17 protein-coding genes are annotated in these 18,533 nt (G+C 73.7%); 8 read left to right on the top strand and 9 right to left on the bottom strand.

The window, feature by feature from the left end; genetic code table 11:
* Nucleotides 1-176 precede the first annotated feature (176 nt).
* Entirely contained in the window at nucleotides 177-968 is a 792-nt protein-coding gene (locus tag ACZ4NT_RS32225; RefSeq protein ID WP_467728597.1) for a GNAT family N-acetyltransferase, read from the top strand.
* A gap of 104 nt (nucleotides 969-1,072) precedes the next feature.
* On the top strand, nucleotides 1,073-2,029 hold the full coding sequence (locus ACZ4NT_RS32220) for a lysophospholipid acyltransferase family protein (RefSeq protein ID WP_467728614.1): 957 nt from the start codon (nucleotides 1,073-1,075) through the stop codon (nucleotides 2,027-2,029).
* Here the strand turns inward: ACZ4NT_RS32220 and ACZ4NT_RS32215 are convergent.
* Nucleotides 1,972-4,335, bottom strand: a complete 2,364-nt coding sequence (locus tag ACZ4NT_RS32215) for an ATP-binding cassette domain-containing protein (protein WP_467728596.1) — start codon at nucleotides 4,333-4,335, stop codon at nucleotides 1,972-1,974. The two genes, ACZ4NT_RS32220 and ACZ4NT_RS32215, sit on opposite strands and share 58 nt — an antisense overlap.
* A 40-nt stretch (nucleotides 4,336-4,375) precedes the next feature.
* Complete coding sequence (locus ACZ4NT_RS32210) at nucleotides 4,376-5,371, bottom strand: LLM class flavin-dependent oxidoreductase (protein ID WP_467728595.1); 996 nt, start codon at nucleotides 5,369-5,371, stop codon at nucleotides 4,376-4,378.
* 189 nt (nucleotides 5,372-5,560) lie between these two features.
* Here ACZ4NT_RS32210 and ACZ4NT_RS32205 point away from each other — a divergent pair, with 189 nt between their 5' ends.
* The 3 genes from ACZ4NT_RS32205 to ACZ4NT_RS32195 are packed head-to-tail and all read left to right on the top strand — an operon-like array spanning nucleotide 5,561 to nucleotide 7,905.
* Nucleotides 5,561-6,571, top strand: coding sequence for a permease (locus tag ACZ4NT_RS32205; RefSeq protein ID WP_467728594.1), 1,011 nt, complete (start codon nucleotides 5,561-5,563; stop codon nucleotides 6,569-6,571).
* Nucleotides 6,568-7,377 (top strand): TIGR03943 family putative permease subunit, encoded by an 810-nt coding sequence (locus ACZ4NT_RS32200; RefSeq protein WP_467728593.1) that lies wholly within the window; start codon nucleotides 6,568-6,570, stop codon nucleotides 7,375-7,377. The genes ACZ4NT_RS32205 and ACZ4NT_RS32200 overlap by 4 nt, the downstream gene beginning before the upstream one ends.
* Nucleotides 7,378-7,416: 39 nt before the next feature.
* Nucleotides 7,417-7,905, top strand: coding sequence for a phosphatase domain-containing protein (locus ACZ4NT_RS32195; RefSeq protein ID WP_467728592.1), 489 nt, complete (start codon nucleotides 7,417-7,419; stop codon nucleotides 7,903-7,905).
* Nucleotides 7,906-7,956: 51 nt separating this feature from the next.
* Here the strand turns inward: ACZ4NT_RS32195 and ACZ4NT_RS32190 are convergent, their stop codons facing one another.
* Complete coding sequence (locus ACZ4NT_RS32190) at nucleotides 7,957-8,172, bottom strand: dodecin (protein ID WP_121407380.1); 216 nt, start codon at nucleotides 8,170-8,172, stop codon at nucleotides 7,957-7,959.
* A gap of 38 nt (nucleotides 8,173-8,210) precedes the next feature.
* Nucleotides 8,211-9,029 (bottom strand): GntR family transcriptional regulator, encoded by an 819-nt coding sequence (locus tag ACZ4NT_RS32185; RefSeq protein WP_467728591.1) that lies wholly within the window; start codon nucleotides 9,027-9,029, stop codon nucleotides 8,211-8,213.
* A 206-nt stretch (nucleotides 9,030-9,235) separates the two neighbouring features.
* Here ACZ4NT_RS32185 and ACZ4NT_RS32180 point away from each other — a divergent pair, with 206 nt between their 5' ends.
* Both ACZ4NT_RS32180 and ACZ4NT_RS32175 read left to right on the top strand, forming a co-directional pair.
* The gene (locus ACZ4NT_RS32180) at nucleotides 9,236-10,651 is read left to right on the top strand and encodes a cellulose binding domain-containing protein (RefSeq protein ID WP_467728590.1); all 1,416 of its coding nucleotides are present in this window, start codon (nucleotides 9,236-9,238) and stop codon (nucleotides 10,649-10,651) included.
* Between the two features lie 175 nt (nucleotides 10,652-10,826).
* Complete coding sequence (locus ACZ4NT_RS32175) at nucleotides 10,827-12,098, top strand: extracellular solute-binding protein (RefSeq protein ID WP_467728589.1); 1,272 nt, start codon at nucleotides 10,827-10,829, stop codon at nucleotides 12,096-12,098.
* An 88-nt stretch (nucleotides 12,099-12,186) separates the two neighbouring features.
* On the opposite strand, the gene egtD is transcribed toward ACZ4NT_RS32175, so the two are convergent.
* From egtD to egtA, 4 genes are read right to left on the bottom strand one after another with little or no spacing between them, the layout of a single operon-like run.
* Nucleotides 12,187-13,149, bottom strand: a complete 963-nt coding sequence (gene egtD / locus ACZ4NT_RS32170) for an L-histidine N(alpha)-methyltransferase (protein ID WP_121407384.1) — start codon at nucleotides 13,147-13,149, stop codon at nucleotides 12,187-12,189.
* Nucleotides 13,146-13,955: an ergothioneine biosynthesis protein EgtC gene (egtC, locus tag ACZ4NT_RS32165; RefSeq protein ID WP_121407385.1), complete on the bottom strand. Its 810-nt coding sequence runs from the start codon at nucleotides 13,953-13,955 to the stop codon at nucleotides 13,146-13,148. The genes egtD and egtC overlap by 4 nt, the downstream gene beginning before the upstream one ends.
* Nucleotides 13,955-15,277, bottom strand: a complete 1,323-nt coding sequence (gene egtB, locus ACZ4NT_RS32160; RefSeq protein WP_121407386.1) for an ergothioneine biosynthesis protein EgtB — start codon at nucleotides 15,275-15,277, stop codon at nucleotides 13,955-13,957. Before egtB ends, egtC begins: the two co-directional genes overlap by 1 nt.
* The gene (gene egtA / locus ACZ4NT_RS32155) at nucleotides 15,274-16,548 is read right to left on the bottom strand and encodes an ergothioneine biosynthesis glutamate--cysteine ligase EgtA (protein ID WP_467728588.1); all 1,275 of its coding nucleotides are present in this window, start codon (nucleotides 16,546-16,548) and stop codon (nucleotides 15,274-15,276) included. Before egtA ends, egtB begins: the two co-directional genes overlap by 4 nt.
* A gap of 257 nt (nucleotides 16,549-16,805) precedes the next feature.
* On the opposite strand from egtA, the gene ACZ4NT_RS32150 reads away from it, so the two are divergent.
* Entirely contained in the window at nucleotides 16,806-17,636 is an 831-nt protein-coding gene (locus ACZ4NT_RS32150) for a TIGR02452 family protein (RefSeq protein WP_467728587.1), read from the top strand.
* 302 nt (nucleotides 17,637-17,938) lie between these two features.
* Here ACZ4NT_RS32150 and ACZ4NT_RS32145 read toward each other — a convergent pair whose 3' ends face one another.
* The gene (locus ACZ4NT_RS32145) at nucleotides 17,939-18,382 is read right to left on the bottom strand and encodes a type II toxin-antitoxin system PemK/MazF family toxin (protein WP_121407599.1); all 444 of its coding nucleotides are present in this window, start codon (nucleotides 18,380-18,382) and stop codon (nucleotides 17,939-17,941) included.
* Between the last annotated feature and the right edge of the window lie 151 nt (nucleotides 18,383-18,533).

Below are 18,533 nucleotides of genomic sequence, written 5' to 3'. Positions count from 1 at the left end.
GGCCCCGGCCGCACAGCCCGCACCGGGCGCCCCCTGGCATTCAGCATCCCCACATCCCGGCTCCTGGCGCAGGTCACGCGCACGCCAATCGGCATCGGAAGAACAGGAGCGCACAGACCGCACCCGATCCGGTCTGCCGCGCTCCGCCGAACCGGCCCCGTGACCAGGAGAGTGCCATGACCGGCGTTTCCACCCTCGACAGCCCTCCGCAGCCGACGTCCCCCGCCCGCTACACCGTCACCCTCGCCCGCGACGAAGCCGACGTCCGGGCCGCCCAGCGACTGCGCCACGAGGTCTTCGCCGGGGAGATGGGCGCCCTGCTCGCCTCTCCGCAGCCGGGCCTCGACGTCGACCCCTTCGACGCCTACTGCGACCATCTGCTGGTGCGCGACACCGACGGCGGCCGGGTCGTCGGCACCTACCGGCTGCTTCCCCCGGAGCGGGCGGCGGTGGCCGGCCGGCTCTACTCGGAGAGCGAGTTCGACCTCGGCGCGCTGGCGGCGATCCGCCCCGGACTCGTCGAGGTCGGGCGGTCCTGCGTGCACCCCGACCACCGTGACGGCACGGTCATCGGCCTCATTTGGGCGGGCATCGCCCGCTACATGGCGCGCAGCGGCCACGAGTGGCTCGCGGGCTGCTGCTCCCTCCCGCTCGCCGACGGCTGCGCGCTCGCCGCGACCGCCTGGGAGCGGGTGAGGGTCAGGCACCTGGCACCGGAGGAGTACCGCGTACGGCCCTTGCTGCCCTGGTCGCCGGACACCGTGCGCTCGGCCTCCTCGCCGTCGTCCCCGCCCGCACGCCGGGAACTGCCGCCGTTGCTGCGCGGCTATCTGCGCCTCGGCGCCTGGGTCTGCGGAGCGCCCGCGCACGACCCGGACTTCGGCGTCGCCGACCTCTACGTCCTGCTGTCGATGCGCCGGATCGATCCGCGCTATCTGCGGCACTTCCTCTCGCTGGTACCGGCGTGATCCGGGCCCCGCACCGGCCGACGCCTCGTCCGCCGGTGCCGGGACCTGCGCCCGTGGCCGCCGGGGGCTGGCTGCCCGGGGCGCCCTGCTCCCCGTCGGCCTGTATGCGGAGCGCGGGCGGCGCGGCGGGCGGGCCGCGCGCCGTGCTGCGGCTGGCCGCGGTCCTGGCGCTGACCCTCGCGGGGGCCGGGCTGATTCCGGTCCTCGCCCGGATCCCCGCCGGGCCGCGGGACCGGCTGATCCGGGGCTGGTGCCGGGGGGTGGTACGCGCCGCAGGCGTGCGCGTGCGCGTCACCGGCGCCGCCGCCCCGGCCGGCGGCCTGCTGCTCGTCGCGAACCACATCTCCTGGCTCGACATCCCGCTGCTCGCCGCCGTGCGTCCCGCCCGCATGCTGGCCAAGTCCGAGGTGCGGCGGTGGCCCCTGCTCGGCGGGCTCGCCGCGCGCGGCGGCACCCTGTTCATCGAACGCGACCGGCTGCGCGCGCTGCCGCGGACCGTCGACCGGATCGCGCAGGCCCTGCGCGAGGGCGCCGCGGTCGTCGCCTTCCCCGAGGGCAGCACCTGGTGCGGCCAAGCGCAGGGCCGGTTCCGGCGGGCCGTCTTCCAGGCCGCCCTCGACGCCGGTGCCCCCGTGCAGCCGGTCCGCCTCCGCTACCGGCTGGCCGGGGGAGCGGCCAGCACGCTGCCGGCCTTCGTCGGCGACGACACGCTGCTCGCGTCACTGTGGCGTGTGGTGTCGGCGCGCGGGCTGGTGGCGGAGGTGCGGGTGCGGACCCCGCTCGGGCCCGGCAGCGCCGCCGACCGGCGGGAGCTGGCCCTGGCAGCCCAACGGGCGGTCACGGGGAGGCCGGGCCCGGGGGGCGCCGGGACGCACCCGGGACCGGCCGCGCCGCACCACGGCCTGGACGGCCCGCGAGGGGGCCTACGGAGGGGTGGCGCGCCGTCCCTCCGTGGGACGGGCATCCCGGCGGAAGGGGTGCCGCCGGGCCGCGCGGCGGCCGGCTACGGCGTGCCCGGCCGGGCGCCGGACGGCCGGCCGGAGAGGACCGCGCCGAGATGACGCGCCGTGCGGCTCTCCCGCGCGGCCGCCACCTCCGCTGGAGGCCCCTCGGCGACGATCCGTCCGCCCGCGTCGCCGCCGCCCGGTCCGAGGTCGATCACCCAGTCCGCTCCCGCGACCACCGTCATGTCGTGCTCGACGACCACGACGGTGTGGCCCGCGTCGACGAGTCCGTGCAGCAGGCGCATCAGGACCTCGACGTCGGCCGGGTGCAGACCGGTCGTCGGCTCGTCGAGGACGTACAGCGTGCTGTCGCGCCGCACCCGCTGCAACTCGCTGGCCAGTTTGATGCGTTGGGCCTCGCCGCCGGACAGCTCCGTGGCGGGCTGGCCGAGCCGCAGATAGCCGAGGCCCACGTCGAGGAGGGTGGAGAGACTGCGGGCGACGGCCGGAGTGTCCGCGAAGAAGCCGGCGGCGGCCTCCACCGTCAGGTCGAGCACCTGCGCGATGCTGAGGCCGTGACGGGTCACCTCCAGCGTCTCGGGGTTGTAGCGTGCCCCGCCGCAGTCCGGGCACGGGGCGTACGTGCTCGGCAGGAAGAGCAGTTCGACGCTGACGAAACCCTCGCCCTGGCAGGTCTCGCAGCGCCCGCCCGCGACGTTGAAGGAGAACCGCCCGACGCCGTACCCGCGCCGCTTCGCCTCGTCGGTCCCGGCGAACACCTTGCGCACGACGTCGAACAGGCCCGTGTAGGTGGCCAGATTGGAGCGAGGTGTCCGCCCGATGGGTCGCTGGTCGACGGTGACGAGACGCTCCACACCGGGCACACCGTCCGTCAACTCGCCGATCAGCGTGGACTTTCCCGATCCGGAGACCCCGGTCACCGCCGTGAACACCCCGAGCGGGAACTCGGCGGTCACCCCGCGCAGGTTGTGCCGGTGCACCGGTCCGACCTTCACCCGCCGCCGTGCGGTCCGCACCTCCCGCGCCGGCGCGGGGGAGCGGCCGAAGAGGTGGCGGGCGGTCGCCGACTCCGCCACCTCGGCGAGCCGCGCCACCGGACCGCTGTGCAGCACCCGTCCGCCGTGCTCGCCCGCGCCCGGGCCGACCTCGACGAGCCAGTCCGCGCCGCGCACCACGTCGAGGTGGTGCTCCACCACGAACACCGAGTTGCCGGCGGCCTTCAGCCGCTCCAGAACGGTGAGCAGCGCCTCGGTGTCCGCCGGGTGCAGCCCGGCGGACGGCTCGTCCAGGACGTAGACGACCCCGAAGAGACCGGAGCGCAACTGGGTGGCCAGCCGCAGCCGTTGGAGCTCGCCGGCGGAGAGCGTGGGGGTCGCGCGGTCCAGGCTCAGATAGCCGAGGCCCAGCTCGACGACGGGGGCGATCCGCGAGGTCAGGTCCTCGGTGAGGACCCGCGCCGTCTCCCCGCGCGCCGTGAGCGCCCCGGCCAGCTCAGCCAGCGGGAGTGCGGCCAGTTCGGCGATCGTCCGGCCCCCGAACGTCACCGCGAGGGCCTCCGGCCGCAGTCGCCTGCCGTCGCAGACGGGACACGGCGCACTCTCCAGGAACCGCTCGGCCCGGGCGCGCAGCGTCGCGCTCCTGGAGTCCGAGAACGTCTTCATCACATAGCGCCGGGCGCTCATGTACGTGCCCTGGTAGGGGCGCTGGATGCGGTCCGCGTCGCGCACCGGGTGCACGGTGACGACCGGCTGCTCGTCCGTGAACAGGATCCATTCCCGTGCCTCGGGCGGCAGTTCGCGCCAGGGCCGGTCCACGTCGTACCCCAGCGCGTCGAGGACGTCGCGCAGGTTCTTGCCCTGCCAGGCCCCCGGCCACGCGGCGATCGCCCCCTCGCGGATCGACAGCGACGGGTCCGGGACCAGGGACTCCTCGGTCGTGCGGTGCACCCGGCCGAGCCCGTGGCACTCCGGGCAGGCGCCGGCCGCCGTGTTCGGGGAGAAGGCGTCCGAGTCCAGCCGCGCCGCACCGGCCGGATGGTCCCCCGCGCGGGAGAACAGCATCCGCAGGGAGTTGGAGAGGGTGGTGACGGTGCCGACCGACGAGCGCGAGCCGGGCGACGAGCGCCGCTGCTGCAGGGACACCGCCGGCGGCAGACCGGTGATCTCCCCGACCTTGGGCGCCCCGATCTGGTGGATCAGCCGACGCGCGTAGGGGGCCACCGACTCGAAGTAGCGCCGCTGCGCCTCCGCGTAGATCGTCCCGAAGGCGAGCGAGGACTTGCCGGACCCGGAGACCCCCGTGAACACCACCAGCGCGTCCCGCGGGATGTCGACGTCGACGCCTCGGAGGTTGTGCTCACGGGCACCGCGCACGCGGACGTAGGGGTCATGGGGGCTGTGCATGGGCCGGGCTCCCGGGGGCGGGGGACAAAACCCCACGATTCTAGGCCGCGCTGAGACCCGCGACCCGCGCCAGCCTCCGATGGGAGTCCAGCAGCGCCCCGCGGTCGTACGTGCTGGTCGTGACGAGCACCTCCTGCGCGCCGGTCTCCTTGACCAGCGTCTCCAATGCGTGCGCGACCTGGTCCTCGGTGCCGGCGATGTGACCGGCGAGCCCGGACTCGTAGAACCCGCGCTCCCGCGCGGTCATCGTGAGCGCCTCCACCCGCTCGGCGGGCGGGAGCGCCGGGAACGTACCGTGGGTGCGCGCGTACGCCATTGACCAGGCCTCGGGCACGAGGAGGCGGTGGGCGTCCTCCGGGCTGCCCGCCACCGCGACCGTGCCGGACACCACGACGTACGGCTCCCTCGCCCAGAAGGACGGGCGGAACGTCTCGCGGTAGTGGTCGATGCCCCGTTGCATCCGGTCGCGGTTCCTGATGTCGCCGATGACCAGGGGCAGTCCGGCGCGTGCCGCGACCGTGGCGCCCTCGCCGAGCGCCAGGACGAAGGGCGGCACCGCCAGGCCCTCCGCCGGGCGCGCGTGCACCCCGGTGGGGGACGTGCCCCGGAACCACCCCAGCAGTTCGTCCAGTTGGGCCGCGAAGTCCTCGGCGTCCTCCTTGTCCCGGCCGAGCGCCCTGCGTACGCCGTCCGTGAAGCCGACGGAGCGTCCGAGTCCCATGTCGATCCGGCCGGGGAAGAGCGCCTCCAGGACGCCGAACTGCTCCGCGACCACCAGGGGCCGGTGATTCGGCAGCATGACGCCGCCGGTGCCCACCCGGATCCGGCGGGTGGCCGCCGCGACCGCCGCGGCCAGCACCGTCGGGGCCGATCCGGCGACCCCGGGCACGCCGTGGTGCTCCGCGACCCAGATCCGGTGGTATCCGAGCCCCTCCAGCTCGCGTGCCAGCTCCACGGTGTCCCGCAGCGCCTCGGCCCCGTCGTGGCCCTCCCGGGTGCGGGAACGGTCGAGTACGGAGAAACGTGTGGCGTCCACGCGGGGTCCCTTCGCCCGATGCGCCGGCCGTGCGGCCGGCCGCGCCGCTGTCGGTCCCCCGCTACAACACCGCCGGGGCCCCGCGACTTCCGGGAACCGGCCGCCCGGATGAGCACGGACGCCCGTTCCGGCGTACTTGAGGGGAGGACATCGGCCCACGCCGCCCGCCATGCCGGAGGTACCCCGCACGTGACGACCATCAAGGAAGCGCCGGCACCCGTCGCCCGGCGCGACCCGGACGACCCTCAGGGCTGGCAGTTCAGCTCCCCCCTCGTGCTCACGATGGTGCTGCTCCTGGTGGTCGCCTTCCAGGGGCCGGTCCGCCGGGCCCTGTCCGTACCGGTGATGCAGAGCTGGATGACGGTCTTCGTCGCGGTCGTCGTCCAGGCGCTGCCCTTCCTCGTCCTCGGCGTCCTGCTGTCGGCGGTCATCGCCGTGTTCGTCCCGCCGACCTTCTTCGCCCGGGCGCTGCCCGCGCGGCCGGCCCTGGCGGTGCCGGTCGCCGGGATGGCGGGCGCCGTGCTGCCGGGGTGCGAGTGCGCGTCCGTACCGGTGGCCGGGGCGCTGGTGCGCCGCGGGGTCACCCCCGCGGCGGCGCTGGCGTTCCTGCTGTCCGCCCCGGCGATCAACCCGATCGTCCTGACGGCGACCGCCGTCGCGTTTCCGCGCGAGCCGCGGATGGTCCTGGCGCGGTTCGCGGCGAGCCTGCTCGTGGCCTGTGCGATGGGCTGGCTGTGGCAGCGGCTGGGCCGCGCCGACTGGCTCCGCCCGCCCGCCCGTCCGTCGTTCGCGGGCCGGGGCAGGGGGGCGGCCTTCTGGGGGTCCGTACGTCACGACGTCGTGCACGCCGGCGGCTTCCTGGTCGTGGGAGCGATGGCCGCGGCGACCCTGAAGGCGGTCGTGCCGGCCGGCTGGCTGCGCGCGGCGGCGGACAACCCGGTGGTGGCGGTCCTCGCCCTGGCGGTGCTCGCCGTGCTGTTGTCGATCTGCTCGGAGGCCGACGCGTTCGTGGTGGCGTCGCTGTCCCAGTTCTCGCTCACCGCCCGGCTGGCGTTCCTCGTCGTCGGACCGATGATCGACCTGAAGCTGTTCGCCATGCAGACCGCCACCTTCGGCCGCGGGTTCGCGCTGCGCTTCGCCCCGGCGACCTTCGCGCTGGCGGTCCTCATGTCGGTCCTGGTCGGGGCGGTGCTGCTGTGAACCGGCAGGCACAGGCGGCCGTGCTCCTCCTCACCGGCGCGGCGGTGCTGCACGCCGCCTTCACCGACCTCTATCTGCGCTACGTCAAGGCGGGGCTGCGTCCGCTGCTGATCGCGGCCGGGATCGTCCTGATCGCCACCGCCGTCGCCACCGTCCGGTACGAACTGCGGCGACCGCCGGTGCCCGGGGCGACGAGCGGGCACGGCGCGGGCGACGACGGCGATCCCGGGGAGGAAGGCGCGGACGAGCCCGGGGAGGAGGACCGGCACGGGCACCGGGAGGACGACGGGCACGGGCACCGGGAGCCGCGGATCGCCTGGCTGCTCGTGCTGCCGCTGCTCGCGCTCATCCTGGTCGCCCCGCCCGCCCTCGGTTCCTACAGCGCCATGCACACCGGGACCGCGCTGCAGCCGCCCTTCGGCTATCCCGGCCTTCCCGCGGGGGACCCCCTCCGGATGAGCCTCGTCGACTACGCCGGCCGTGCGGCCTACGACCACGGGCGCTCCCTCGGTGGACGCCGGGTCGAGATCACCGGATTCGTGGCCCTCGACCGCGGCGGGACGCCGTACCTGGTCCGGATGGCACTCAACTGCTGTGCCGCCGACGCACAGCCCGTCAAGGTCGGACTGACGGGCCGGATCCCGCCGGTGCTCCAGCCCGACACCTGGCTGGACGTCGTCGGCACCTACACCGGCCGACGGGGGAAGGACCCCGTCAACGGGGGAGTGATCCCGTTCATCGACGTCCGCCGGGCCACCCCCGTGCCGGCGCCGCGCGACCCGTACGACGAGAGCTGGAACAGCTGACCCGCGGCGTTCACGGCCGGTCCTTCTAAGGTGGTCGGCGTGACGAAGAGCAGCAGACCACTCGCCGTGTTCGACCTCGACGGCACCCTCGCCGACACCGCGCACCGGCAGCGCTTCCTGGAGCGCAGCCCACGGGACTGGGACGCGTTCTTCGCGGCCGCCCCCGACGACCCGCCGCTGGCCGAGGGCGTGGAGCTGGCCCGCCGGAGTGCCGAGGAGTGCGAGATCGTCTACCTCACCGGACGGCCCGAGCGGTGCCGCCGCGACACCGTCGCCTGGCTCACCGCCCAGGGTCTGCCCGAGGGGACGCTCCGGATGCGGCGCAACGACGATCGCAGGCCGGCCCGCCGCACCAAGCTGGAGATCCTCCGCCGGCTCGCCCGCGACCGGGAGATCCGGGTGCTGGTGGACGACGACGCGCTCGTCTGCGAGGACGCGGAGCGGGCCGGCTTCACGGTCGTACGGGCCCGCTGGGCGGCCACGTCCGCCGCCCTGAAGGAGGCGCAGGAACGGGAGGGGCGGACCTGAGCGGACCGTCTCCTCCCGTACGGGGCCGTCGCGGCGGCGTGCGGACCCGGGTCAGTCGCCGTCCTCCAGGCGGAAGCCGACCTTGAGGCCTACCTGGTAATGCTCGATCTGGCCGTTCTCGATCTGGCCCCTGACCTGCGTGACCTCGAACCAGTCGAGGTTGCGCAGGGTCTGCGAGGCCCGGGCGATCCCGTTGCGGACGGCCTGGTCGACGCCCTCCGTCGAGGTGCCGACGATCTCGGTGACCCGATAGGTGTGGTTGGACATGCGGGTGCTCCTCTCCGCCGTGGCGCCTGTGCCACGCGTCACTCCACGGTGCCCCAGAGAGCGGCCGTCCGCGAGATGTCGGGCACCCCGTGGGCGAAGTCGCCCGCCGTCCCGCGCCCGTCCGGCTCCGGGTCCGCACCGGCGCGGGGCGGCCCCAGCGACAGCCGCGAGACGATGCGGTAGCGGTCGCCCCGGTAGAGGGAGTGGACGTACTCCACCGGGCGGTCGGCGGTGTCCGTGGTCAGGCGTTCGATCAGCAGCGCGGGGGAGAGGACGGGTACGCCGAGGATCCTCGCCTCGGCCTCGCTGACGACGGTCGGCTCGATCGACTGGGTCGCCTCGTGGACGCGGACCCCGTGGTGTTCGCGCAGGTGGTCGTAGAGGTCGCCGGTTTCCAGCTCGGCCGGGGTCAGCGCGGGCACCAGGTCGGCGGGCAGGTGCAGGTGCTCGATCGCCATGGGGGCGCCGTCGACCAGGCGCCGGCGTGCGATGTAGAGGATCTCGGCGGCCGGTGACATCCGCAGCTTCCGCCCGACCCGGGCCCCGGCCGGAATCCTCGTCAGTTCGAGGATCTGGCTGGACCAGGTCCCGGCGGCGAGCGGGACGCCGGCCGACCGGTGTCCGGCGACGATCTCCTGGGTGATCTTGTCGGGTGCGACGAACATCCCCCGGCCGTGCTCGCGCACCAGCAGTCCGGTGGCGACGAGTTCGTCCACCGCCGCACGCAACGTGGGCCGGGAGACGCCGAGTCGGGCGCAGAGCGTGCGCTCGGAGGGGATGGCGGCCCCGGGGCCGCGCTCCTCGACCAGGCCGAGCAGGACGTCGCGTACACGTTCCCGCTTCAGCATTCCGTCCATGCGCCCGACCCTCCGTCGCCGTCCACAGCTGGTCAGGCCGATCGTAACCAGTGGGTTGACCACTTGACGAGCGGATCCCTCAACTCCCGTGACTGCGTGGGCCCTTGACGGTCCCATTGGTCTATGCCACCTTCGACCTCGCCTAAGTGGTCAGCTGACCAATTGGTAAAGCCGCGGCTTCCGGAACTCCGAAAGGAGATTCATCCATGAACCGACAAGGCACCAGACTGCGCATCGCCGTCGGCGTCGCAGCGGCGGGACTGGCGCTCGCCGGGCTGACCGCGCTTCCCGCGAACGCGGCAGGCGACGCGGTGAGCGTGCAGTACCGCACGAGCGCGACCGGCGCGAGCGCCGACCAGAGCGAACCCTGGCTGAAGGTCACCAACACCTCGAACGCGTCGGTGCCGCTGAGCGAGGTCAGGCTCCGCTACTACTTCAAGGCCGACAGCCCGAGCACCACGTACCGCTTCGCGTGCTCCTGGGCCGTGAAGGGCTGCTCGAACATCACCGGCACCTTCGGCACCCTCGCCAGTCCCACGGCCACCGCGGACCGCTACCTGGAGATCGGCTTCACCTCCGGCGCCGGTTCGCTCGCCCCGGGCGCCGACACCGGGGACATGCAACTGCGCTTCCACCGCTCCGACTGGCAGACCCTGAAGCAGAGCGACGACTACTCGTTCGGCGCCACGCAGACCTCGTACGTCGGCTGGGACAAGGTGACCGCGACGCGGGCCGGCGCCCTCGTCTGGGGCACCGCACCCGCCGGCAACGACCCCGATCCCGACCCGACGGACCCCACCGAACCGCCCCCGAACGGGGCGGCGCTCTTCGACGACTTCACCTACACCGGTCACACCGACCCGAAGATCTCCCAGCACGGCTGGAACGTGCGCTCCAACTCGGGCGGCCCCGGCGTGCCCGGAGCCACCTGGGCCCCCGAGAACGTCACCTTCGTGAACTCGGGCGGCAACTCCGTGATGAACCTGGAGACGTCGACCGCGGGGACCGGCGCGTCGACGAAGCAGACCGAAGTGCTCACCAAGGCCGTGAAGTTCAAGAACGGGACGTACGCGGCGCGTGTCAGATTCTCCGACGCGCCCCGGTCCGGCCCCGACGGCGACCACCTCGTGCAGACGTTCTTCACCATCAACGACCTCACCGCCCCGATGGCCGACGACTACGCGGAGTACGACTTCGAGTACCTCCCCAACGGCGGCTGGGGCGAGCCGTCGAACATCCTCTACACGACGTCCTGGGAGACCTACCGCCCCGATCCCTGGGAGGCGGTCAACCAGCACAGCGAGGCACGGCAGAGCTACGCGGGCTGGCACGACCTGGTGCTGACCATCGACGGCAGCAGCATCACGTACTACGTCGACGGGCAGGTCTTCGGCACCCACGGTGCCGCCTACCTGCCGGAGCGGCCCATGTCGATCAACTTCAACCAGTGGCTGATCGATCTCGCGGGCCAGACCGGCACCACGCCGCGCGCCTACGACGAGCAGGTGGACTACGTCCTGCACGTCAAGGACCAGGTCCTCACTCCGGCGCAGGTGGCGGCGAAGGTCGCCGCGTACCGGAGTGCAGGGACCGCCTTCCAGGACACCGTTCCGGGCAGCTGACCCGAGGCGGCACCGGTGCGCTCGGCGACCGGTGCCGCCGGCCTCCGGTGGCCGGATCCGGTCTTGACGGTTCTATTGGTCCATACCAAAATCCAGCACACCCGTGCGAGCGAAGCGCTCGTCCCCCCATGTCGGGCTCCCTTCCCCTGTCCGCAAGACAGAACAGGACCCCCTCGTGAGACGTCGCCCCGCTGTCGCACTCCTCGCCTCCACCCTCGCTGCCGCCTTCCTGCTCACCTCGTGCGGAACCCTGCCGGAGGGCGGGAGCGAACGGCGGACCGTCACGGTGTGGCTGATGAAGGACAGTGCCTCCAAGGAGTTCCTCGCCCGGTTCACCGAGGACTTCGAGCGCAGACACGGCGACATCGAGCTCGACATCCGCATCCAGGAGTGGACCGGGATCGGCGACAAGGTGCAGACCGCGCTCAAGAAGCGGGCGCGGAACGCCCCCGATGTGATCGAGGTCGGCAACACCCAGGTCGCGCAGTACGTCGCCGGGGACGGGCTGCTCGACCTGACGCTGGAGTCCATGCGCGACTGGGGCATGGACGACTGGCTGCCGGGCCTCGCCGAACCGGGCAGGCACATATCCCGCCAGTACGGCATCCCGTGGTACGCCGCGAACCGGGTCGTGATCTACCGCAAGGACCTCTTCGCCCGGGCCGGCATCAAGAAGCCGCCGAAGACGCGGGACGAGTGGCTGGAGGACACCCGCAGGCTCAACTCCGGCGGCACGCAGGGCATCTATCTGGCCGGGCAGGACTGGTACACCCTCGCCGGATTCGTCTGGGACGAGGGCGGCGACCTGGCCGAGGAGTCCGACGGGACCTGGCGCGGCTCGCTGCAGACGCCCGCCGCACTGCGCGGCATGGACTTCTACAAGCGTCTGCAGTCGCTCGGCGACGGCCCGGTGGACGCGGACGAGGAACACCCGCCGCAGTCCGGGGTGTTCGCCAAGGAGCGGATCGCACAGATCGTGGCCGTGCCCGGCCTGGCCCAGGCCGTGGTGCGGGCGAATCCCGAACTCGACGGCAAACTCGGCTACTTCCCGGTCCCCGGCCCGACGGCGGCCCGGGCCGGGTCCGTCTTCACGGGCGGCTCCGACCTCGTGGTGCCCAAGTACACCGACGACCGGCGCGGCGCCACCGCCGTCATCGCCGCGCTGGCCGGCGCCAAGTGGCAGACGGAGCTGGCCCGCGCGATGGACTACGTGCCCAACAAGACCACACTCGCCGGCGCGGTCGCGGGCGAGGAGGGAGTCGCGGCCATGGCGGCGGGCGCCGCGCAGGGCCGGGCGACCCCTCCCTCGCCCGAGTGGGCGGCCGTCGAGGCGGACAACCCGATCAAGGACTACATGACCAAGGTCCTCACCGGCTCCGACCCCGGGACCGAGGCCGCCCGCGCCTCGCGCCGGATCACCAGGACCCTGGCCGCCGGAGAGGAGTGATCCCCCCCCCGCGGCGGTGCGGGATCCGCTCGGGACCGTGGGGGAATCCGCCGCGGGGCCGGGGCGATCCGGTCCCGCGGCGGCGCCCTCAGCGCGCGACGCTCAGGGAGAGCGCGAACCGCCCCTGCTCGTCCGTCCACCAGTGGGTCAGCTCCAGCCCGGCCGCGGCGAGATCCCCGCGCACCTTCTCCTGCCGGAACTTCGCGGAGACCTCGGTGCGCAGTTCCTCCCCGTCCGCGAAGTCGACGGCGAGGCCGAGCGAGGGGATCTTCACGGTCTGCGCCGTCCGGGAGCGCAGCCGCATCTCGATCCACTCGTTCGCGGCGTCCCAGAGCGCGACGTGCTCGAAGGCGTCGAGGTCGAAGTCCGCGCCGAGCTCACGGTTGACGACGGACAGCACGTTCTTGTTGAACGCGGCCGTCACGCCCGCCGCGTCGTCGTACGCGGCCACCAGCACCGACGGGTCCTTGACCAGGTCGGTGCCCAGCAGCAGCGCGTCGCCCGGCGCCAGCAGGGAGCGCACGGACGACAGGAACGACGCGCGCTCGTCGGGCAGCAGATTGCCGATCGTGCCGCCGAGGAACACGACGAGACGCGGCCCCGGTGTGTCCGGCAGCGTGAGGCCCCCGGTGAAGTCGGCGATGAGCGCGTGCACGTCGAGATCCGGATGCTCGGCGACCAGCGCCTGTCCGGCCTGGGTGAGGGCGCTCTCGCTCACGTCGACCGGCACGTACGTGTGGAGTCCGGACAGCGCGTCGAGCAGGTGCCGGGTCTTCTCCGAGGAGCCGGACCCCAGCTCCACGACCGTACGGGCACCGGTCGCCGCGGCGATCTCCCCGGCCCGGGCGCTCAGGATCTCGCGCTCGGCCCGCGTCGGGTAGTACTCGGGCAGTTCGGTGATCTTCTCGAAGAGTTCGCTGCCGTGCGCGTCGTAGAACCACTTCGGAGGCAGTGTCCTCGGGGTGCGGGTGAGGCCGTGCAGGACGTCGGCGCGCAGCGCCGCCTCCGTGGCGTCCTCGGGAAGGGTGCGGGTGAGAAGGAACGGGCTCACGTGCGGGGCTCCTTGAGTGGGGCGGGTGCCATGTGTCCTTGCGGCGCGCTCTGTTCCTGCGGGTCCTTGAGGGGGGTGAGCAGCACGTCGGTGCGGCTCGCCGCCAGCAGCGTGCGGTCCGGCACCTCCTGCCAGTGCGGATCGTCGTCGTACGGCTCGGACGCCACGACGGTGCGGCGGCCCGGTTCGGCGAGATACCAGAGGGTGTCGCCCCAGGCCGTCGCGGTGATCGTCTCGCCGTTGGTGAGCAGCAGGTTGAGCCGTGATCCGGGGGCCGCCGCCGCGACCTCCAGTACGGTGTCGGACAGGGCCTGGCTCTCGTCGTCGCCGCCGGTCAGCCGGTTGAGCACCAGCGCCCAGACCAGCGCCGAGTCGCAGCGCGCCTCCATCGACAGCAGGGCGGCGGCCGGCAGGGTCGTCGCGAGGCGGGCCAGGGAGTGCGGCCATCCGGCGACGGCCCCGTTGTGGCTGAACAGCCAGCGTCCGGCGGCGAACGGCGCCGCAGCGGCCTCCCCGTCGGCGCCCGCCACGGTCGCGTCGCGGACGGCCGCGAGCACGGCCTCCGAGCGCACCACCCGGGCGAGGTCCGTGAAGGACTGGTCGCCCCAGATGGGACCGGGACGGCGGTAACGGGCGGGCACGGGGTCCCCGTCGGCGTACCAGCCCACGCCGAAACCGTCGGCGTTGACCGTCCCGTGACGCTGCCTGCGCGGGGCCCAGGACTGGCGGTACAGACCGTGCGGCGGTGCCACGAGAAGCGCGCCCAGCGGCTCCGACGGTCCCAGGTAGGCGACATGACGGCACATCAGGCGGCCCCGTCGCGGGCGGTGCGGAACCCGGAGAAGATCTGCCGCCGGATCGGGTAGTCCCAGTTGCGGAACGTGCCCCGGCAGGCCACCGGGTCCACGGCGAACGAACCGCCCCGCAGCACCTTGTGGTCCGGCCCGAAGAAGACCTCCGAGTACTCCTTGTACGGGAACGGGCTGAACCCGGGGTACGGCAGGAAGTCGCTCGCCGTCCACTCCCACACATCGCCGATCAGCTGGCGCACGCCGAGCGGGGACGCACCCGCCGGATAGCTGCCGGCCGGTGCCGGGCGCAGATGGCGCTGGCCCAGATTGGCGTGTTCGGGCGTCGGGTCGGCGTCGCCCCACGGATAGCGGGTGGAGCGGCCCGACGCCGGATCGTGGCGGGCCGCCTTCTCCCACTCGGCCTCCGTGGGCAGCCGCCGCCCCGCCCAGCGGGCGTACGCGTCGGCCTCGTACCAGCACACGTGCAGCACCGGCTCGTCGGGCGGGACGGCCTCCGTGACGCCGAACCGCCGCCGCAGCCACTGCCCGGCCTCCCGGCGCCAGTACAGCGGGGCCTCGATGGAGTGCTTGCGGATGTGGTCCCAGCCCTCGGCCGTCCACCAGCGGGGGTCGCCGTAGCCGCCGTCCTCGATGAAAGCCTGGTAGGCGGCGTTGGTGACGGGCGTGGTGTCGATGTGGAACGCGGCCGTCTCACGCCGGTGCGCCGGGCGTTCGTTGTCCAGCGACCAGGGTTCGGCGGACGTGCCCATCGTGAACGGGCCCGCGGGGACCAGGACTTCGGCCGGGCCGGTGAACGGCGGCGCCGGTGCGGGGTCGGGCGCGGTGAGCACCGCGGGGCCCCGGCGCAGCTGATGGGTGATCAGCATCGTCTCGTCGTGCTGCTGTTCGTGCTGGGCGATCATGCCGAACGCGAAACCGGCCTCCGTCAGACGCGTGCCCCGGAAGGTGCTGCTCTCCAGCACGTCGAGCGCCCGCCCGCGCACGTCGGCGGCGTACCGGCGGGCCTCCTCCGGGGGAAGCAGCGGCAGCGAGGGCCGCTCGGCGCGCGGGTGCTCGAAGGCGTCGTACAGCCCGTCGATCTCGGGCCGCATCGGCTCCCGTCCCGCGACCGCGCGCAGCAGCCACAGCTCCTCCTGGTTGCCGATGTGGGCCAGGTCCCACACCAGCGGGGACATCAGCGGCGAGTGCTGCGCCGTGAGGTCCGGCTCCTCCACGCAGGAGGTCAGCAGCGCGGTGCGGTCACGGGCCGTCACCAGCGCGTCCAGGGCGCGCTCCCTGAGCGACTCCGGGTCCGTGAGGGATTCGGGGGCGGTCATGTGCGGATGTCCTTCCCGTGGAACTGGCTCAGCAGATCGTCGGCGGGGCAGCGCCCCCGGGCCACGTAGCGCTCGGTGAACTCCGCCACCGCCTGCTGTACCTCGCGGGTGGCGCCCAGGCGCGGCAGTGCCTCGGCCGCCGCCGCGAAGCAGACGACGGCCGCCTCGTGCAGCTCGGGGTCCGTGAGCCCGCCACGCGCCGCCTCAGCCCACAGCGGATTGCACGGAGCGGGCCGCGACCCCGCGCGCTCCGCCAGCGGCTTCACGGTCCGGTACGCCGTCTCGGCGGCCTCCGCGTCGTCGAACAGCGCGGCCGTGACGGCGAGCGGCACGATCCATCCGTCGTCACCCGGCTGGGCGTCGATCATGCGCAGCTCCAGGTGCCCGCGCGGGCGCACCGGCGGGAACAGGGTGGTCAGGTGGTAGTCCAGGTCCGTCCGGTCCGGCGGGGTGCCGGAGCGGATCCACTCACGGAGGCTGAGACCCTCCGGCGTCGGCCACGGGCCGCCGGAGCGCCGTACGCACATCACGGGTGCGTCCAGGACGTGCCGGGCCCAGGCGGCGCGCGGGTCCCCGCCCAGGGCGGGGGCGCTGGACCGGCCCGGGTCCATCGCCGCCCACAGGGACTGGCGCGTGGAGCGCTGCCCGGTGGGGCGGCCGACCGCCAGCGGCGAGTTCGCGAACGCCGCCACGAGGATCGCGCCCAGCTGGTGCGCAAGCCACCAGCGCCGCCCGTGCCCGAGCGGCCCCGGCTCCTCGTGCCCGGCGTCCAGGCACACCTGGACGGAGGCGGAGGAGCACATCATGGCGCGCCCCTCGGGACCCGTGCGGTCGAGGCAGCGCTCCATGGCGTCGTAGCGCGGCTCGTGGAGGAAGCGCCTCGGGGGGTTCCAGGGGTCCTGGCCGTAGCCGCTGAGGCCCAGATCCGCCTCGCGCAGCACCGCGCGTACGGCGGCGAGGTCGGCGGAGACGGACTCGATGCACTCCATCAGGGAGGCGGCGGGGAGGGAGCTGAGCTCCAGCTGGCCACCCGGTTCGACGGTGAGCGCCGAACGGAGCGGCAGGGGCCGCAGTGCGGCGTAGGCCGCTTCGAGTCGTGCGGGTGTTGCCGGGAGCTGCGGCCGGCGCAGCTCGTGGACGAGCCATTCCACTTCGACGCCGAGGAGGCGAGGTGGTCCGGTCTTGAAGCAGATGCCTCGGACCAGCGCCTCCACCTCGGCTTCGGTGACCACGGAGCGGTGCTCCGTACAGTCACTCACCGAATCGGACATGTCGGGATCCTCCTGAGATTCCATCATGCCGCCGGTCCGGCTTCCGATGGGCCGGACCGGCATCGCTCGTACCACCCAAGACCACCCGGGCGGGTTCGCACAAGAGTGCAGATCCCCGCATTCGGGACGGGAGGGCAGCGTCCGAGCGCCCGGAAAACTCTGTTGCGTCGCACGACCAGCATCGCTCACGATGCGTTCATGAGCACGACGGGGGAGATCGCGCGGGGCGCTTTCGTGGCGCGTACGGGGGTCGCGCAGTGAGCGCGCGGTTGCGCGGGGTCGCGCATCAGACGGAGGAGATCGTCGCGGCGGGCTGGTACCGCGCGTCCGACGGACGCACGGTGTCGATCGCCGCGGCGGTCGAGGCCGCCCGGGAGGGCACCCGCCTGTACGGGCCCGGCCCGGTGCAGACACCGTCGGTCGTGCCGGCCGACACGGTGCTCGAGGTCACCGGGGAGAGCAGCCTGGAGGCGGCGCGGCGTCTGGCGGGCCCCGTCGCGGTGCTGAACTTCGCCTCGGCCCGCAATCCCGGGGGCGGCTATCTGAACGGCGCGCAGGCGCAGGAGGAAGCCCTCTGCCGGGCCTCCGCGCTGTACACGTGCGTCCTGCGGGCCCGCGCGTTCTACGACCACCACCGCGCCCACCGCGATCCGTTCTACACGGACCGGGTCATCCACTCACCCGGCGTGCCCGTCTTCCGCGACGATGGCGGCCGCCTGCTGGACGAGCCGTTCGAGGCCGGGTTCCTCACCGCGGCGGCGCCGAACGCGGGAGTCGTGCTGCGGACGGCACCGGAGCGCGCCACCGGGCTGCCGACCGCCCTCGCCGTCCGGGCCGAGCGCGTGCTGGAGACGGCTGTGGCGCACGGATACCGCCGACTGGTGCTGGGCGCCTGGGGCTGCGGAGTCTTCCGGAACGATCCGGCGCAGGTGGCGGCCGCGTTCCGGGGCCTGTTGACCGGCGGGGGCCGGTTCGCCGGGGCGTTCGAGCACGTCGTCTTCGGTGTGCTGGACCGGACCCGGGGCTCCGTGACCCGGCGGGCGTTCGAAGAGGCGTTCGCCCTCGCGGACGGTGTCCGGCAGCCGTGACGGGAGTGCCCCGACTCCACCGGGTCCGAGTTCGTCCTGAACCGTAGCTGTCCCACAGCAGCTGCGCGCGGGCGTGCTCCCCATGCCGTACGGGGCCGAGCCGAGCGTCGGCCGTACCGCTCCCGCCGTCTTGACGGGGCGTGCCTCCGGCGCCGAACGGCCGGAGCGGTGCCGCGGCGGTGGCGGTGCGGCCCGGGGCCGGGCGGAGGGGGCCGGTGTGCCCCGGTCCGGCGGAGGGGGCGGCGCCGGCCGGAGCGGTCGCGGCTGTGACCGGTGCGCCCCCGGCGCCGTGGGGAGTGCGTTCAGTGCCAGCCGTAGCGTTCCCGCAGCCGGTGCACCACCAGGTTGAACCGCATCCGGTCCAGCGCGCACGCCTCCCGGCGCATCCCTTCCTCGTGCAGGCGCAGAACACGCTCCACGGCCACCCACGAGTCGCGCCCGGTCCGGTCCCAGGGTCCGCTGCCGATCGGCACCCAGGCGCGGTCGCCGTCGTGTCGTTTGCTGGAGAGCTGGACGGCGAGGAACGTGCCCGTCGCCTCCCGGGCGACCACGAGCACCGGGCGGTCCTTGCCCCGGCCGTCGTTCTCCTCGTAGGGCACCCAGGTCCACACGATCTCGCCGGGATCGGGGTCCCCGTCGTGCGCGGGCGAGTACTCGGTCCGGACCCGGCCCACCTCGCGGGGCTCGGCCTCGGTGGTCGCCGACGGCCCGTAGCGGCCGGGGACTTCGTCGATGTTGGCAGTCACAGGGAGCACGGTAGAGGCCGCCCGTCCCCGCTCGCCGTCCGGGTCCGGACGGCACGGCCGCGGCCCCTCCCCGGGAGAGGGCGCGGCCGTGGGGGGGGGGGGGGGGGGGGCGGCTAGCGAGCGGGTTGTTCCCCTTCCCTCTTCCTCCCTA

It is taken from the genome of Streptomyces sp. NPDC026417 (assembly GCF_055567695.1).
This window is presented reverse-complemented; position numbering and strand designations above follow the sequence as displayed.

Coding starts and splice junctions, on each gene's coding strand:
- ACZ4NT_RS32225 (WP_467728597.1), top strand. CDS start 177: ATGACCGGCGTTTCCACCCTCGACAGCCCTCCGCAGCCGACGTCCCCC.
- ACZ4NT_RS32220 (WP_467728614.1), top strand. CDS start 1,073: ATGCGGAGCGCGGGCGGCGCGGCGGGCGGGCCGCGCGCCGTGCTGCGG.
- ACZ4NT_RS32215 (WP_467728596.1), bottom strand. CDS start 4,335: ATGCACAGCCCCCATGACCCCTACGTCCGCGTGCGCGGTGCCCGTGAG.
- ACZ4NT_RS32190 (WP_121407380.1), bottom strand. CDS start 8,172: ATGTCCAACCACACCTATCGGGTCACCGAGATCGTCGGCACCTCGACG.
- ACZ4NT_RS32185 (WP_467728591.1), bottom strand. CDS start 9,029: ATGGACGGAATGCTGAAGCGGGAACGTGTACGCGACGTCCTGCTCGGC.
- ACZ4NT_RS32180 (WP_467728590.1), top strand. CDS start 9,236: ATGAACCGACAAGGCACCAGACTGCGCATCGCCGTCGGCGTCGCAGCG.
- egtC (WP_121407385.1), bottom strand. CDS start 13,955: ATGTGCCGTCATGTCGCCTACCTGGGACCGTCGGAGCCGCTGGGCGCG.
- egtB (WP_121407386.1), bottom strand. CDS start 15,277: ATGACCGCCCCCGAATCCCTCACGGACCCGGAGTCGCTCAGGGAGCGC.
- egtA (WP_467728588.1), bottom strand. CDS start 16,548: ATGTCCGATTCGGTGAGTGACTGTACGGAGCACCGCTCCGTGGTCACC.